Below are 17105 nucleotides of genomic sequence, written 5' to 3' on the forward strand. Positions count from 1 at the left end.
GCAAGCCCGCTCACCACAAATTAAATTCGGCCCAAAAAATCAGGTGGCTTTGAGCTTGAGGTGCCGCGCATACCACGGTCGCTTTGGCACCCGCTTGAACAAGCCTTGCAGCATTCGCTCGTCCTCACCAAAAGTAATGCGCAGCGCCAGCTTCATGACCTCTGGGTCCATCTCCATCGACTTGCCCACCTGCAACCCCGGCGTGGTGCTGCAACCATGGGTATCCGGGCCCAGCCAGGGGTCGCCAACTTCCACCCAACGGCCCGGTGCGAACCAGGCCACGCCGTTGACTTGCAGGCGCTGGACTTCGCCCGGATTGAAGCGTTCATGGGCGCGGAACCAGTCTTCGATGCGGTCGTCGATCCAGCCGTGGAAATGCCAGAACACCGGATTCACATGGGAGGAAAACGGGTCGCCAAGGAAGTCGTTTTCCGCCGCATACCAGCGCGCAGCAAAGTCGGCGGGGTCACGGGCCATGGGCACGGGGGCGCCGTTGGAGGGGTCGCGCGGCACCGAGGCCCAGCGCATGTGCAGCCAGTCGTGCAGGCCCAGCTCCATCTCGGAGCCCAACTGGCCCAGGGTGAATTTGGCCAGGTAGCGCGGGTCGCGGTATTGGGACTCCCACACCTGGAAATTGCTGTGATAGGTCTCGGCGGCCTTGATGTCGCTGACCCACTGGGTGTACTCGCTGTCATCCGGCGCCCACCAGGTGGGTGGCAGCGCAAAACCATCGTGGTTATCGAAGTAGCGCAAAAAACCCTGGCGATCACGCTCCAGGGCCGGTTGCGGCTCGGGGAATTGCGGCCACGAGGGCAGATCCTGCATCGCGCGAGCCGTGCCGAGCATGTGACGGTGCATAAAGAAGAAGTCGATACCCGAGCCGTTGCGGTCTTTGCGCTTGCCCCGCGCATCGCGTTCCTGGCCGCGTGGGCCGGGTTGCCAGCCGATGCCGCGCAAGGCCTCGCGCTTTTCCTCGGAGAGTTTGTGCCACTGGTCACGGGTGGCGTGCCACAGCTGGTGGAACAGCCGGTGTTCGGGAGCAATCAGCCAGGCCAGCAGGGTCGGATTGAGGCCGATGCGTTGGCGGGCTTCTGGGAACCAGTGCTTATGGGCGATGAAGCGGTTATCGCGCTCGACCAACGCCAGGGGGCGACCCAGGTCGAGGATCTGCCCGCTGAGGGTGCTGCTGCCGGCGTTGGCAAAATCCGCCCAGACCTGGTCGAGGGTCATCTTGAATTCATAGGCGGGCGTACCGTCGGCCGAATCGCGGTCGATCAGCCGCCAGTAGAGCACGGCGCTCTCCCCCGTCAGCAGGTCACCCAACACCCGGTAGCGTGGCTCGCCGTCGGCGCGCAGGTGGGCGGCGGTGTCCAGGTAACCGCGCAAACCGCGTCCACGGGGGGCGATGTCGAGTAGCAGTTGCAAATCGTGCAGTGGCAGCCCTTTGAGGCCGGCGTCGCGGCCTTCCAGGCGCAGGTCCCACACCCCACGCAGGGTGTTCGCCAAGTGCTGGCCGGCGGTGTCGGCCAGGTCCACCGTGGCTTCGCCGGGGGTGATGGGGAATTCTTCTTCGCGCGTCAACTCGCGATGGGCATAGAAGGCGGCCGGCACCGCGGCGCCTGTCAGCGCCAGGCCTGCGATGAACCCACGTCGAGAGATGGTCATTGTCTACCTTAGGAAACGGCTTTATCAGAGCTAGAACGTTTGCCCGCCGGGGAAATTTACCGAGGCGCCCTCGCCGCCTAAATTTTGCCGCCGATCACTCGTTCTTCCCTGATAGCGAAGGCCTCAACTGACTGAGATGGCAATGACAAAACCACGTTCGAAAAAGGCGCTGTACATCGGCTTGCCACTGGCACTGGCCATCGGTGCCGGGGCCGGTTTCCTGGTCTGGGATCACTGGTTCAAAGGCAATGCTGGCTACCCGCTGGAGGTGATCAAGCAGGCCAATGAAATGCAGGACCGGCTGCTGTCGTTCGACAGCCATATCACCGTGCCCGTGGATTTCGGCACTGCCGGCAACGAAGCGGACAAGGACGGTGAAGGCCAGTTCGACCTGGTCAAGGCGGCCCGCGGGCGTCTGTCCGGCGCGGCATTGACCATCTTCGGCTGGCCGGAAATCTGGAACGGCCCCAATGCCCCGCACAAGCCCACCGACGGTTTTGTCGAAGCCGCGCGCAACGAGCAGGAAGTGCGCTACAAGATCATCAGCGGCATGGTGCGCGACTTCCCCAACCAGGTCGCCATCGCCTATACCCCGGATGATTTCCGGCGGCTGCACGGCGAGGGCAAGTTCGCGATCTTCATCAGCATGCTCAACGCCTACCCGCTGGGCAACGACTTGAACCAGCTGGACCTGTGGGCGGCGCGCGGCATGCGCATGTTCGGCTTCAGCTACGTGGGCAACAACGCGTGGTCGGACTCGTCGCGGCCGCTGCCGTTTTTCAATGACTCCACTGACGCCCTTGAGGGCCTGTCGGACATCGGCAAGCAAGCGGTACACCGCCTCAATGACCTGGGGGTGATCATCGACGTGTCGCAAATGTCGACCAAGGCCCTGGAGCAAGTGGCGCAATTGAGCCGCACGCCGATGGTGGCGTCCCACTCGGCGCCACGCGCCTCCGTGGATATCCCGCGCAACCTGAGCGACAAAGAGCTGCAACTGATCAAAAACAGCGGCGGCGTGGTGCAGATCGTCGGCTTCTCCGCCTATCTGCGCCCGCTGAGCCAGCCGACCCAGGACAAGCTCAACGCCCTTCGCGCCCGCTTCGACCTGCCGCCCCTGCCCAACCTGGCCGTAGCGCTGATGCCGGGCGACGCGATCATTGCCGCCTGGCCCGAACACAAGTTCGGCGAGTACGCCAGTGCGCTGTACGGCATCCTCGATGAAGAGCCGAAGGCCACCCTCAAGGACCTGGGCGATGCCATCGACTACACCGTGCGCAAGATCGGCATCGACCATGTCGGCCTGTCGTCGGACTTCAACGATGGCGGCGGCGTCCAGGGCTGGAACAACGTCGGCGAAATACGCAACGTCACCGCCGAACTGATCCAGCGCGGCTACTCCGAAGCCGATATCGCCAAGCTGTGGGGAGGCAACTTCCTGCGCGTGTGGGACCAGGTCCAAAAAGCCGCCAAGCCCTTGGCCAACCGTTAATCATCCAGAAGCCAGTCCATGACCGACCGCCGTACCTTTCTCAAGCAGGCCGGGGTATTTGCCGCCAGCCTGCCACTGGGCGCCGCCCTGCTCCCGCAAGCCATCGCCGCCAATGCACCAACAGATGACCCATGGACAGGGCTCAAGCAACTGTTCAACCAGGACCCGGCTTACCTGCACTTTTCCAACTTCCTGGTGGCTTCGCACCCCAAGCCGGTGCGCGAGGCCATCGAACGCTACCGCGCGCAGATCGATCGCAACCCAGGGCTGGCCATGGACTGGGACCTGCAGGAAACCTGGAAACGCGAAGGCCAGGTGCGCGAGTGGGCCGGCCGGTACCTGAAGGCCACACCACCGCAGATCGCCCTGACCGGCAGTACTTCCGAAGGTTTGGCGATGATTTATGGCGGGATCAAGGTGCGGCCTGACCAGGAGATACTCACCACCGTCCACGAACACTACGCCACCGAGTTCAGCCTGGATTTCCGAGTGCGCAAGGAGCAGACCCAGGTCCGCAAGATTCGCCTGTTCGACAACGCCCACCGCGTATCGGCCGACGAAGTGCTGGGTAACATCCAGCGCAATATCCGGCCCAACACCCGCGTACTCGGCATGACCTGGGTGCAGTCCGGCAGCGGCGTGAAGCTGCCTATCGGCGAGATCGGCAAGCTGGTGGAGGAACACAACCGCAACCGTGACGAGCAGGACCGCATCCTTTATGTGGTAGACGGCGTCCACGGTTTCGGCGTGGAAAACCTCGACTTCCCGGACATGCACTGCGATTTTTTCATTGCCGGCACGCACAAGTGGATGTTCGGCCCACGCGGCACGGGCCTGGTCTGCGCCCGCGACCCGCAAAACAAGTACGTGACACCGATGGTGCCGACCTTCTCCGAAGACAAGGACTTCGCCACCATCATGACCCCGGGCGGCTACCACGCCTTCGAGCATCGCTGGGCGGCGGACGAGGCGTTCAAGCTGCACCTGCAATTGGGCAAGGCGCAGGTGCAGGCGCGGATTCACGCACTCAATACCGAACTGAAAGAGCAATTGCTGGCCCACCCAAAAATCGAACTGGTCACCCCGCGCAGCCCAGAACTGTCGGCGGGCTTTACCTTCTTCCGCGTCAAGGGCCAGGACAGTGATGCCGTCGCGGCCTACATGATGAAAAACCGCGTCGTGATCGACGCCGTGGACCGCGATGTTGGCCCCGTCATCCGCACCTCCCCCGGCCTGCTCAACTCTTCCGCCGAGATCCAGCGCTTCATGACCTTGCTGAGCCAGCGGGCGTGACGCACACCTTTTCCCTTTGAATGAGAGGCCCACATGAACAAACCCCTCACAGCCCTGGCGCTCACCGCCTTGTGCGGCGCCTTGTTGCCCAACCTGGCCCAGGCCGCCGCACCGCAACCCGGCAAGGTGTTCAAGGATTGCAAGGACTGCCCGGAAATGGTGGTGCTGCCCGCCGGCACCTTCACCATGGGCACGCCCGAGGATGAAGTCGGCCGCGAGCCGGATGAAGGCCCGATGCATGAAGTGACCTTCGTCAAGCCGTTTGCCATGAGCCGTTTTCATATCACCGCTGGCGAATGGGACAGCTACGTGCGCCAGACCGGCGTGAAGATCGCCGATGGCGACACCCGCCCCGGCCGCGAATGTATCGCCAGCAAGCCACGCTATCCCCAGGGCCCGCGCCAGCCGGCGGTGTGCATGGACATGGATGACATCAAACGCTATGTGGCCTGGCTGTCGAAAAAGACCGGCCAGCAGTACCACATGGTCAGCGAGTCCCAGCGCGAATACGCCGCGCGCGCAGGCTCAACCGGGCCGTTCCCCTTCCCGTTCGATGAAGGCAAGGACTACAGCATCGCCAAGCATGCCAACACGTACGGGCCAGCCGATGGCTACAGCTATTCGTCACCGGTCGGCAGCTACCCGCCGAATGCGTTTGGCATGTACGACATGCATGGCAACGTCTACGAACGAGTGGCCGACTGCGAGCACCCCAACTACATCGGCGCACCTACGGACGGCAGCGCGTGGATGGAGCCTACTTGCGAGGGCTATATGATCCGGGGTAATGACTGGGGTGAAGCACCGGTGTTTTCGCGCTCGGGCAACCGCAACAACATCTACCCGCAGACGCGCGGGGATTGGATTGGGTTTCGCGTAGTGCGCGACCTGTAACACAGGAGACCTAATGTGTGCGGGCTTGCTCGCGAATGCGGTGTGTCAGTCGACATATTCATTGACTGACACACCGCATTCGCGAGCAAGCCCGCTCCCACATTTCTAACCGTGCCCGCTTTAGATTCCTTTTTGGGCCAACAACGCCAACCCCTCATGCAACGCCGGGAACAGGCTGTTATTGAAGTTGTTCCAGCGCAACTCAAGGATGGTGTCTTCCGGGGTGATCTCGGTCTTGAGCACGTCGTGGAACACTTCGCCCGAATCGATGCCGTTGTCCACGTAGTGGAAAGACGCGCCGGTGAGGTACAGCGGCTCTGATGGCGTGGTGGCCTTGGTCGCCCAATCCGTGATCGTCAAACCGCGCGCACCGTACAAGGCATTCCAGGTGGCATAGGCACCACGACGCTCGTACGGCGATTCAATACGGGTAATGCCCGGATGGATGTTCATGATACGACGGGCAAATGGCGCACCGGGACGCACCAGCTCATCCAGGATCACCAGCAAACCGTCCAGCACCACGATATCGGCCTTCAACTCCATCAGCGTGTCGTGCAGGCGACGCTCGAAGTCTTGCTTGCCGGCGATGTGTTCCGCGCTGCCCCGTGGCAGGCGTCGATAGGTCGACGGCACGCTCAGCAGCAAGTCATTGACCAGACGTCCCTGTACGCGCAGATCGGGCGGATACAGCCACTGGCGACCCGGCTGGTAGGCAAAACCGTAGTCGGCCACCAATTGCTGGTCCCGTGGGTTCTGCTCGTCGTCGTCATACACCACGCCCACCAGGTTGTAGGCCTCGCCCAGCGGCGTGTCGTTCAGTGCGCCCGCCAGGGATTCCAGCACCGACATCATGTAGCGCTCATGGTCTTTGTACGCCACCGGCTGCCCGGCTTTGTCGGCCGCAGCATTACGCAGGGACCACACGTACACCAGATTCTTTTTCGTCATTGTTTCGCTCTCGCTGGATAGATCAGGCACGCGCCAATACGCGTGCGCCTACACCACAAGAACGAACCAGGCCCCGCGCAATTTATCCGCCCCCTTCACCGTCGGGCATACCGAGCTAAATAGTCGCGCCAATCCTTCGTTTGTCATGGGTAAGGGTCTGTGTGCCCAGTCCCCTCTTTTTCACTTTCCGGGAAGTATTTATGACCGACCCCAAGCGCGGCGCCTTCAGCGGTTTGCTCGCATTGCTCAGGCCCTTTCGCACCATCGTGACGGTCTCCGTCGCCCTGGGCATGGCCGGCGGCCTGGCCATCACGTTGCTGCTGGCGACCATCAACAATGCCCTGCACTCCTCCACCGGAATGACGCAGGGGGTGATCCTGACGTTTGCGGCGCTGTGCCTGCTGGCACTGACCAGTTCGATTGTCTCGGATATCGGCACCAACTACGTCGGCCAGCGGATTATCGCGGCACTGCGCAAGGATCTCGGCGAAAAGGTACTGTCGGCGCCCATCGAGCAGATTGAGCAGTACCGCTCCCACCGCCTGATTCCGGTGCTGACCCATGACGTTGACACCATCAGTGACTTTTCCTTCGCCTTCACTCCGCTGGCCATCGCAACGACGGTGACTCTGGGCTGCCTGGGCTACCTGGCGTACCTGTCGGTACCGATGTTCCTGATGATGGTGGTCGCCATCATCATCGGCAGCAGCGTGCAATTCATCGCCGGCGCCAAGGGCATTCGCGGCTTCGATGAGGCCCGCGACCAGGAAGACGAGCTGCAACGCTATTATTCGGCGATTGCCTCGGGCGCCAAAGAGCTGCGCATCCACCGGCCTCGCCGCTACCGCATGAACACCCACCGCATCCAGGAAACCGCCGACCGGATCAGCGACATCCAGGTGCGCTCGGTGAACATCTATATCGTCGCCAAGACCTTCGGCTCGATGCTGTTCTTCGTGGTCATCGGCCTGGCCCTGGCGATGCAGGCCTACAACCCCAACCCGGACCCGGCGGTGATCACAGGCTTCGTGCTGGTGCTGCTGTATATGAAAGGCCCGCTGGAGCATGTGGTGGGCTACTTGCCGATCATTGGCAAGGCGCGCATTGCCTTTGCACGCATTACCGAACTGTCCGAGCGTTTCTCGTCCCCGGAACCGCACCTGCTGATGGATGGCAGTGAAGCCCCCAAGCCGGTCGTGAACAGCCTGGAATTGCGCGGCGTGACGTACAGCCCGCCACCGGTCGAAGGCAGCCAGCCGTTCCACCTGGGGCCGATCAACCTGAGCATCAAGCAGGGCGATATCGTGTTCATCGTGGGCGAAAACGGCTGCGGCAAGACCACCCTGATCAAACTGCTGCTTGGCCTGTATCAACCCCAGGCCGGGGAAATCCGCCTCAACGGCGAAACCGTGACCGACCCCGCGCGCGATGACTATCGCCAGTTGTTCACCACCGTATTCGCCGATTACTACCTGTTCGATGACCTGGTCCAAGGCAGCGCCACCCAGTCCCTGGACAGTGCCGCCAAGTATCTGGAGCGCCTGGAAATCGCGCACAAGGTCAGCGTCAAGGACGGCGTATTCAGCACCACCGACCTGTCCACCGGCCAGCGCAAGCGCCTGGCCCTGGTCAACGCCTGGCTGGAAGAACGCCCGGTGCTGGTGTTCGACGAATGGGCGGCCGACCAGGACCCAGCCTTCCGTCGCGTTTTCTATACCGAGCTGCTGCCGGACCTCAAGCGCCTGGGCAAGACCATCATCGTGATCAGCCACGACGACCGCTATTTCGATATTGCCGACCAGTTGGTGCGCCTGAGTGCAGGGAAAGTCGTTGCAGAACTGGAGCCCGCATAAATTTTTCCGGTTTTTGCGAGTGCGAACGTCTCATATGCAGCAATGAGAATTAACCGCATTAAGTACCCATCTGCCTACACTTAAAAAGAGAAACATTCCATGCCAGTACGGCTTGCCCTCAGCCCATTGAGCACCGCAGTTTCCATGCGGCGGGCCTTGAAATTAAACGTCCTCCCCAGCGCCCTGGCCCTTGCGGTCAGCCTGCCGGTGGCGGGCTATGTTCAGGCGCAAGAGTTCGAATTGAACATCCCGGCGCAACCCTTGAATACGGCGCTGCAGGTATTCGGTCAACAGACCAACCTGCAGATCCTGTACAGCCCGGATACCGTCAAGGACAAGCACAGCAGCGCCGTCAGCGGCAAGCTGGACCCGGTGCAAGCCATCGAGCGCCTCCTGGGGGGGACCGGCGTGAGTTACAGCCTGCAAGGCAGCTCGATGATCATCAACGCACCCGGCTCCGGGACCGGCGCCGTGGAACTGGGCGCCACCCAGATCAACGCCAACCAGCTGGGCACCATCACCGAAGGCACCGGCTCCTACACGCCGGGCACCATCGCCACCGCGACCAAGATGGTGCTGACGCCGCGCGAGACGCCGCAGTCAATTTCCGTCGTGACCCGCCAGACCATGGACGACTTCGGCCTGAACGGTATTGACGATGTGATGCGCCACACGCCCGGCATCACCGTCTCGACTTTCGACAGCGAACGGACCAACTACTACTCTCGCGGCTTCCCGATCCAGAACTTCCAGTACGACGGTGTACCCACCACGCGCAACGAAGGTTACTCGGCCGGCCAGACCCTCAGCGACATGGCGATCTACGACCGCGTCGAAATCCTCAAGGGCACCACCGGCCTGATGACCGGCGCGGGCGGCCCTGGCGGCACCATCAACCTGGTGCGTAAAAAACCCACCGCCGAATTCCAGGGCCACGTGGGCCTGGGTGCGGGTTCCTGGGACAACTACCGTTCGGAGCTGGACGTCAGCGGCCCACTGACCGACAGCGGCAACGTACGTGGGCGCGCCGTAGTGGCCTACCAGGACAAGCATTCGTTCATCGACCATTACGAGCGCAAGACCAATGTCTACTACGGCATCCTCGAATTCGACCTGTCGCCGGACACCCTGCTGACGGTCGGTGCCGATTACCAGGACAGTGATCCCAAAGGCTCTAGCTGGTCCGGCAGCCGCTCGCTGTTCGATGGCGTAGGTAATGAAATCAAGTTCGACCGTGGCTACAACAACGGGCCGAAATGGAGCAGCTGGGGACAATACACCCGCAGCGTGTTCGCGACGTTGGAACACGCCCTGGATAACGGCTGGATCGCCAAGGCCAACTACAGCAACCAGCTCAATGGTTATAACGCGCCACTGGGTTACGCGTCGCCGATCTCGGAGACGACCGACAGAGCGTCGGTCTATGGCTCCAAATTCACCGGCAAGACCATCAGCAACAACGGGGACTTCTATCTTTCCGGGCCATTCAGCCTGGGAGGACGTGAGCACCAATTGGTCGTCGGGTCCTCGGTTTCGCGCTCGCACTGGGAAGGCAACGACTACTACGGCTATGAAGCGACCTATCGGGACAGCAACAACTTCCCGCTCTATGAATGGAACGGTGACAGCCTTGAACCACAATGGGGCCCGGCCCACGAGAAAGACGACATCACCCGCCAGGCGGCGGTCTACTTCTCGACACGCCTGAGCCTCACCGACGATCTGTCGCTGTTGCTGGGCTCACGCCTGACCGACTACCGCTTGACCGGTACCAACGACTCGCGTGAGACCGGCAAACTCATCCCGTATGCGGGCGTGGTGTACGACCTCAACGAAAACTTCTCGGTCTACGGCAGCTACACCTCGATCTTCATGCCGCAACAGCTGCGGCCGGACCGCAACAACAAGATGGTCGAGCCGGACGAGGGCGAGAACTACGAGATCGGCTTGAAGGGCGAATTCTACGACGGTCGCTTGAACACCAGCCTCGCCTACTTCGAGATTCATGAGTCCAATCGTGCCGAGGAAGACACCGAGTACAACAACAATATGCCGGCCAACTCGCCTGTCGAGTGGGCCTACATGGGCGTCCAGGCCACGACCAAGGGCTGGGAAGCCGAGATGTCCGGTGAACTGCTGCCGGGCTGGCAAGTGCAGGCGGGTTATACCCACAAGGTGATCCGCGACGACGACGGCAAGAAGTTCTCGACCTGGGAACCTCAGGACCAGCTGAACTTCTACACCAGCTACAAGCTGACCGGCGCCCTCGACAAGCTGACCATCGGTGGCGGCGCGCGCTGGCAGGGCGAGGCTTGGCAGGATGTCTACAACCGTGGCAAAAGCGTGACCCAGCGTTTCTCCCAAGACCCGTACTGGCTGGTTGACGCGATGGCGCGCTACCAGATCACCAAAAACCTGTCGGCCTCGGTGAACGTCAACAACGTGTTTGACAAGCGCTACTACACCAACATCGGGTTCTACACCTCGTCCTACTCGGGCGACCCACGCAACGTAATGTTTTCGACGCGTTGGGATTTCTGATCTGACAGGCTGAACCCCAGCAACCCCCGACACCCTGCGCAGGCCCAACCTTCGCAGGGTGTTTTTTTATGCGTGCGGGTTCATGCCGCCCACAAAAAAGCCCCAGGTCACACCACGTGACCTGGGGCTTTCTGTTTTACCGACCTTTACGCCATGGCCGTCACAAAGCTGCGAACGAACTCAGCGTTATCAATGATGCGTTCATGATCCACCTCAATCATCGTCGAGCGCACCACACACCCCTGGCCGATCACCCGCTCCATGCCGGCCTCGATCAATGCCTTGTGCTGGCCCGCGCGACTCATGGCCGCCCACCAGCAGCTGACAGGCGCCTTGAGCGCCTTGAAGTCAGCCTGTTCCAGGCGTTTGAACAAGGCGCGGTCAACGTCCCAGGCGATCTGTGCTTCATTGCCATCCAGCAGCGCTTGCTTGACCTCGCGGAACGCTTTACCCAGCGAGCCTTCGGCCCATTCGACAAAGCGCGTCCACTGCTGACCTTCATCCAGGTTATTCGCCTGCACGTCCTGCCAAGCAGCCTGGATGGCCTCGGCAAACCCTGGGAACATCACGCCCAGCAGTGCCACGCGCCGCTCGTTGTCAGAGAGTTCACCCGCATCGGTGATCACCGCTGCGTCCCAGTATTGCGTGAGCCAGCGAGGCGGTGCCGAGTCGATCCAGCCGACAAACTCCACGTCCCTGCCCGCCCGTTCCAGGCCGTGCGCAACCTCTACCGCCAGGTTACCGCCCAGTGACCAGCCCGCTAGACGGAAAGGACCTTCGGGCTGGGCCTCCAGCAACTGCGCCGTGTAATCCTCAACCATGGCGGCCCATGCCGGAACTTCTGTGCCCTCTTGCGCCAACGCACGACAGATCACACCCACCACCGGCCGCTGTTCACGCAGTGCCAGGGCCAGGGCCTTGTAGCAATGCACCGAACCGTAGCTGGGGTGGAACAGGTAAAGCGGCGTGCCTTCGGTCTGGCTGTTGAGCGGGACCAGCAACGAACTGCGCGTCGTCCCTTCCAGACAAGCGACCTGAGTGCGTACGGTCGGATTGAGCATCAACTGGCTGACCGACAGACCGATGCCGCTGGCCTTGCGAATGCGCTCCTTGAGCATCAATACCAACAGCGAATGCCCCCCCAACTCGAAGAAGTTGTCGTTCACACCCACCTGTTCCACACCGAGTACATCCACCCAGATTGCGGCGATTTTCTGTTCAAGATCGGTTTGCGGCGCTTCAAATGGCTGGGTCGACTGCGTGTCCGGCTTCGGCAGCGCCTTACGGTCCAGCTTGCCGTTAGGGCTCAAGGGCATGTGCTCCAACAGCAGCCACTGCGCCGGCACCATGTAGTCTGGCAAGTGGGTGGCCAGGTGAGCGCTGAGGATTTCACGCCAGTCTTCACCTGGCTCCTGCAAGACCAGGTAACCCACCAGATGCTTGCCGTCCACGGCCAACACCGCAGCCTCACGTACCGATGGATGCTCCAACAGCCGCGCTTCGATTTCACCCAGCTCAATACGCAGGCCGCGCAGCTTGACCTGATGGTCGATACGCCCGGCGTATTCGATCACGCCGTCGGTGCGATAGCGAGCCAGGTCACCGGTGCGGTACAGGCGCTCGCCCTTGACGAAGGGGTGCGCGATAAAGCGCTCAGCGGTCAACGCCGGCCGGCGGTGGTAACCCCGCGCCAGGCCCACGCCGCCCAGGAACAGCTCGCCCAGCACGCCGGCAGGCACTGGCTCGAAATGACTGTCGAGCACGTAGCAACCCAAGTTGGCAATCGGTTTGCCGATAGGCACCGCGTCACGGCCCTCGTCCACGCACGTCCAGTGGGTCACATCGATCGCGGCTTCCGTCGGGCCATACAGGTTGTACAACCCGGCGCGCGGCAGTTTGGCGAACACTTGCTGCTGCGCATCCACCGGCAGCGCTTCACCGCTGCACACGATGCGCTGCAGGCTGACGCAGGTCGACACCGCCGAGTCCTGCAGGAATGCCTGCAACATCGACGGCACGAAGTGCAATGTGGTGACCTGCTCTTGGTTGATCAGGCTGACCAGCTTGCCCGGATCGCGATGATCACCGGGCGCGGCGACGACCAGGCGTGAGCCGGTCATCAAGGGCCAGAAGAACTCCCAGACGGAGACGTCAAAACTGAACGGGGTTTTCTGCAACACCGTATCGCTGGCATCCAGGGCATAGGCCTCCTGCATCCAGCACAGGCGGTTGGTCAGCGCACGATGACGGTTACCCGCACCTTTGGGCTGGCCTGTGGAACCGGAGGTGTAGATCACATACGCCAGGTTCTCGCCGTCCAGGACAACACCTGGGTTGGCGTCGCTATAGCCTTCGAAACCGCTCGCCTCCAGTACCAGGGTTTCCAACCCGTGAGGAATCGGCAACTGCTCCAGCAGATGCGCCTGGGTCAGCAGCAGCTTCACGCCGCTGTCATCGAGCATGTAGGCCAGGCGTTCACGCGGGTATTCCGGGTCCAGCGGTACATAGGCACCACCGGCCTTGAGCACTGCCAGCAGGCCCACCACCATTTCGATGGATCGCTCTACGGCCAGGCCCACCAGCACGTCCGGCCCTACGCCGGCGGCGATCAATCGATGAGCCAGACGGTTGGCGCGACGGTTCAGCTCGGCATAGCTCAGGCGCTGCGCAGCAAACACCAGGGCCGGTGCGTTTGGCGCGAGGGCCACCTGGTCTTCGATCATCTGGTGCACGCCACGGTGCAACGGATAATCCCGCGTTGTCGCGTTCCAGTCCTCGACGATCAACTGGCGCTGAGCCGCGGGCAACGACGGCAGGTCCGCCAGGCGCTCCACCTGCGGCATCGTCAACGCCAGCAGCAACTGCTGGAAATGCGCCGACAGGTTAACGACATCCTGCGTGTCGAACGCGGCGTGATCGTAGTTGAACTCCATCGCCAGGCGATCACCCATGGCCAGCAGTACGGTCAGCGGATAGTGGGTCTGTTCCAGGCTGTCCATCGTGCCGAAACGCAGGCCCGCCGGGGATCCCTGCTCTAAAGCCTCGGACACCGGGTAGTTCTCGAATACCAGGATGCTGTCGAACAGCGCCTCGCCGCCCAGCCCTGCCCAGCGCTGGATCTCGAACAGCGGCGTGTGCTCCTGTTCACGCAGGCGCAGGTTTTGTGCCTGCACCTGCTGCAACCAATCATCCACGCTCAGCTGCGGGCTCGGCGTGGCCACCACTGGCAGCGTGTTGATGAACAACCCCACCTGCTGTTCGATACCCGGCAATTCGGCCGGGCGTCCCGCCACCGTGGCACCAAAGGCGACGGTGTCCAGGCCGGTATGACGGCGCAACAGCAACAGCCAGGCGCTTTGCACCAGGGTATTGAGCGTCACCTTGTGGCGCTGGGCAAACGCCTTGAGCTGGTCGGTGGCCGTCTGTTCCAGGGTCAGCCGGTGAATGCCATTGACCTGGGACACGTCCTGTTCGCGGGTGAGCCCACGGGACAGTCGCGTTGGCGTCTGCAAGCCAGCAAGCTGGGCTTTCCAGAAGGTCTCGCTGGTGAGTGGATCCTGTGCCTGCAACCAGCCGATGTAATCGCGATAGCGTCCGTTCGGCGCGCGTAGCGATTCGCCGGCGTATTGTTGCAGCACCTCGCCAAACAGCTGCGAAGCACTCCAGCCATCCATCAGAATGTGGTGGTTGGTGTAAATCAGGTGATGGCTGTCGATACCGGTACACACCACGACCAGGCTCAGCAATGGCGCCTGCTCAAGCACGAAGCCATCTGCACGAAGGGTTTGCGCCAAAGCATCAAGCGCCTTACCGAGGTCTTCACGCTGCTGCCAATCGTGCTCGACCAAAGGCACCTGGGCCGTCTTGTAAACCACCTGCAACGGCTGCTCCAGTTCGGTCTGCCAGAGGAACCCGGTGCGCAGGATGTCGTGGTGCTCCAGGGCGACCTGCCAGGCCGCCTGGAAACGCGCCACATCCAGCCCTTGCACGTCAACGCGCATCTGGTTGATGTAGTCGCCCGAGCCCTGGCCGAACAGGGATTGGAACAGCATGCCCTGCTGCATCGGCGACAGCGGGTAAATATCGTCGACCTGGCTCAACGGTAACGCCAGGCCATCCAACTGAACCTGGCTCAAGCGGGCCAGTGGGAAGTCCGACGGGGTGGCGCCGGTATGTTCAGGCTGGCAGCAATGCTCGATCAGCGCCTTGAGTTCTTGCGCGTAGTCATCGGCCAACTGCTGGATGCTCGCCGAATCGAACATCTGCTGGCTGAAGCTCCAGTTCAGGTTCAGCTCACCGCCATACACCTGGCCGTTGATTTCCAGCCAGTTGCCCAACGATGCATCCGGGCTCTGGTCGCTGCCGGCGGCATCACCAGAAGGCGCAAACAAGCCCTGCTGTTCATTGCCATCAAAACTGGTATCGAACTGGCCCAGGTAGTTGAAGGTGATGCGTGGCTGCGGCAGGCGTGCCAATGCGTCACGCACATCGGGTTGGCCGAGGTAACGCAGGGCACCAAAACCGATGCCCTTGTCGGGAATCGCGCGCAGCTGCTCCTTGATGCCCTTCAATGAATCCGCCAGGGTCGAAGCCGGGGTGAGTTTTACCGGGTAGAGGCTGGTGAACCAACCGACCGTACGTGTCAGGTCGATGTCCTCGAACAGGTCTTCGCGGCCATGCCCTTCCAAGCGGATCAGGGTCGAATCGTGGCCGGTCCAGCGCCCGATCACCCGCGCCAGCGCCGTCAGCAACAGGTCGTTGATTTGAGTGCGATAGGCCGCCGGGGCGTCCTGCAGCAGGCGACGGGTATGGCTGGCGTCCAGGTGCGTGGTTGCGCTGCCGGCATGGCGGTTGCTCAGGCTCGCTCCCGGATTGGCGCTTGGCAGGTCGGCCTCGGCGCCGTGCAATTGTGCTTGCCACCACGCCAGTTCCTGGGTCAGTGCCTCGCCTTGGGCGTATTGCTGGAGACGTTGCGCCCAGTCGCGGGTGGAACTGGTCTTGGCAGGCAATGCCACGGGGGTGCCTGCGGCGAGTTGGCGGTAGGCCGTTTGCAAATCCTCCAGGAGAATCCGCCACGACACGCCATCGACCACCAAGTGATGGATAACCAGCAGCAAGCGCTGCGAACCATCGTCCAATTGAACCAGCACGGCGCGCATCAGCGGGCCCTGGTCGAGATCAAGGCTGCGTTGCGCCTCCTCGGCCAATGCCGTGAGTGCTTCAACGCCGTGCAGCGTGCTCTGCCACAACACAGTATCGGCCTGATGGTGCTCGGCCGCACGGTACAGGCCCTGCCAGCCCTGCGCGCCTTCGACAAACCGCGAGCGTAACGCATCGTGATGCACCAGCAACGCTTGCAAGGCCTGGGTCAATGTCGCGGCATCGAGGTGTTGGTGGGGCTGCAGCACCACCGATTGGTTCCAGTGGTGACGTTCGGCAATCTCATCGGCGAAGAAGGCTTGCTGGATCGGCAACAGCAACGTCTCGCCACTCAAGGCAGCCTGGCTGATGGTCAAGCCTTCGACACCCTGGCGCGCGACGCCAGCCAGGCTCTGTACGGTCTGGTGCTGGAACAGGTCCTTGGGCGTGAACCGGATACCGGCCTGTCGTGCACGGCTGACCACCTGGATCGAGATGATCGAATCGCCGCCCAGCTCGAAGAAGTTGTCGTTCAAGCCCACCTGCGGCAAGCGCAGCACGTCGGCCCAGATGGCGGCGAGCTGTTGTTCCAGCTCGCTTTGCGGCGCCACGTAGGCTTGTTGCAACAGGCTTGCGTCCGGTTGCGGCAAGCCTTTGCGGTCGAGCTTGCCATTGGGCGTCAGCGGCATTTGCGCCAGGAACATGAAGTACGTCGGCACCATGTAGTCGGGCAGACGAGTTTTCAAGGCGCGGCGCAGGGTTTCGCGGAACTCGGTTTCGTTGGCAGGTCCAGCATTGGCCGGCACCACGTAGGCCACCAGTTGTTTGCCGGTCGGACCTTCCTGGGCGACCACCACGGTTTCGCCGACGTTGTCCTGTTCACGCAGGCGCGCTTCGATCTCGCCCAGTTCGATACGGAAACCACGGATCTTCACCTGATGGTCGACACGTCCAAGGTAATCCACCACACCATCCGGGCGGCCACGGGTCAGGTCGCCGCTGCGATACACACGGCTACCCGGTTTGCCGAACGGGTCCGGTACAAAGCGTTCCGCCGTCAGTGCCGGACGCTCCAGATACCCTCGGGCCACGCCCTCGCCGCCCAGGTACAACTCGCCGGCCACGCCGACAGGTTGAAGATTGAGTTGCGAGTCGAGCACGTAGCCGCTGCGGTTGCCCAGCAAGGTGCCGATTGGGGCATAAACCGCGCCGCACAGATCGCCCCGGCGTGCCTTCCACAGCAATGGCGTGACCACAGTTTCAGTCGGGCCGTAGCC

The 17105-nt window shown here is 62.1% G+C and carries 8 protein-coding genes; 5 read left to right on the forward strand and 3 right to left on the reverse strand.

Annotated features, from left to right (window positions below; all coding sequences use genetic code 11):
* Positions 1-39: 39 nt before the first annotated feature.
* Positions 40-1665: a PvdJ/PvdD/PvdP-like protein gene (locus HX823_RS21815; protein ID WP_177076637.1), complete on the reverse strand. Its 1626-nt coding sequence runs from the start codon at positions 1663-1665 to the stop codon at positions 40-42.
* Between the two features lie 142 nt (positions 1666-1807).
* On the opposite strand from HX823_RS21815, the gene pvdM reads away from it, so the two are divergent.
* From pvdM to HX823_RS21830, 3 genes are read left to right on the forward strand one after another with little or no spacing between them, the layout of a single operon-like run.
* Entirely contained in the window at positions 1808-3157 is a 1350-nt protein-coding gene (gene pvdM / locus HX823_RS21820; RefSeq protein ID WP_038846615.1) for a pyoverdine-tailoring dipeptidase-like protein PvdM, read from the forward strand.
* An 18-nt stretch (positions 3158-3175) separates the two neighbouring features.
* Positions 3176-4450: an aminotransferase class V-fold PLP-dependent enzyme gene (locus tag HX823_RS21825; RefSeq protein ID WP_177076639.1), complete on the forward strand. Its 1275-nt coding sequence runs from the start codon at positions 3176-3178 to the stop codon at positions 4448-4450.
* A gap of 33 nt (positions 4451-4483) precedes the next feature.
* Complete coding sequence (locus HX823_RS21830; protein WP_177076641.1) at positions 4484-5344, forward strand: formylglycine-generating enzyme family protein; 861 nt, start codon at positions 4484-4486, stop codon at positions 5342-5344.
* Positions 5345-5464: 120 nt separating this feature from the next.
* Here the strand turns inward: HX823_RS21830 and HX823_RS21835 are convergent, their stop codons facing one another.
* On the reverse strand, positions 5465-6295 hold the full coding sequence (locus HX823_RS21835) for a N(5)-hydroxyornithine transformylase PvdF (protein ID WP_177076643.1): 831 nt from the start codon (positions 6293-6295) through the stop codon (positions 5465-5467).
* A 200-nt stretch (positions 6296-6495) separates the two neighbouring features.
* Here HX823_RS21835 and HX823_RS21840 point away from each other — a divergent pair, with 200 nt between their 5' ends.
* On the forward strand, positions 6496-8148 hold the full coding sequence (locus HX823_RS21840) for a cyclic peptide export ABC transporter (protein WP_038846624.1): 1653 nt from the start codon (positions 6496-6498) through the stop codon (positions 8146-8148).
* A gap of 99 nt (positions 8149-8247) precedes the next feature.
* Positions 8248-10689, forward strand: a complete 2442-nt coding sequence (locus HX823_RS21845) for a TonB-dependent siderophore receptor (protein ID WP_218169953.1) — start codon at positions 8248-8250, stop codon at positions 10687-10689.
* Between the two features lie 146 nt (positions 10690-10835).
* Here the strand turns inward: HX823_RS21845 and HX823_RS21850 are convergent.
* Positions 10836-17105 (reverse strand): non-ribosomal peptide synthetase (locus tag HX823_RS21850; protein ID WP_177076645.1); only part of this gene is annotated, 6270 nt, incomplete at its 5' end.

The organism is Pseudomonas sp. P7759, from assembly GCF_013386445.1.
Lineage (GTDB): Bacteria > Pseudomonadota > Gammaproteobacteria > Pseudomonadales > Pseudomonadaceae > Aquipseudomonas > Aquipseudomonas azotoformans_A.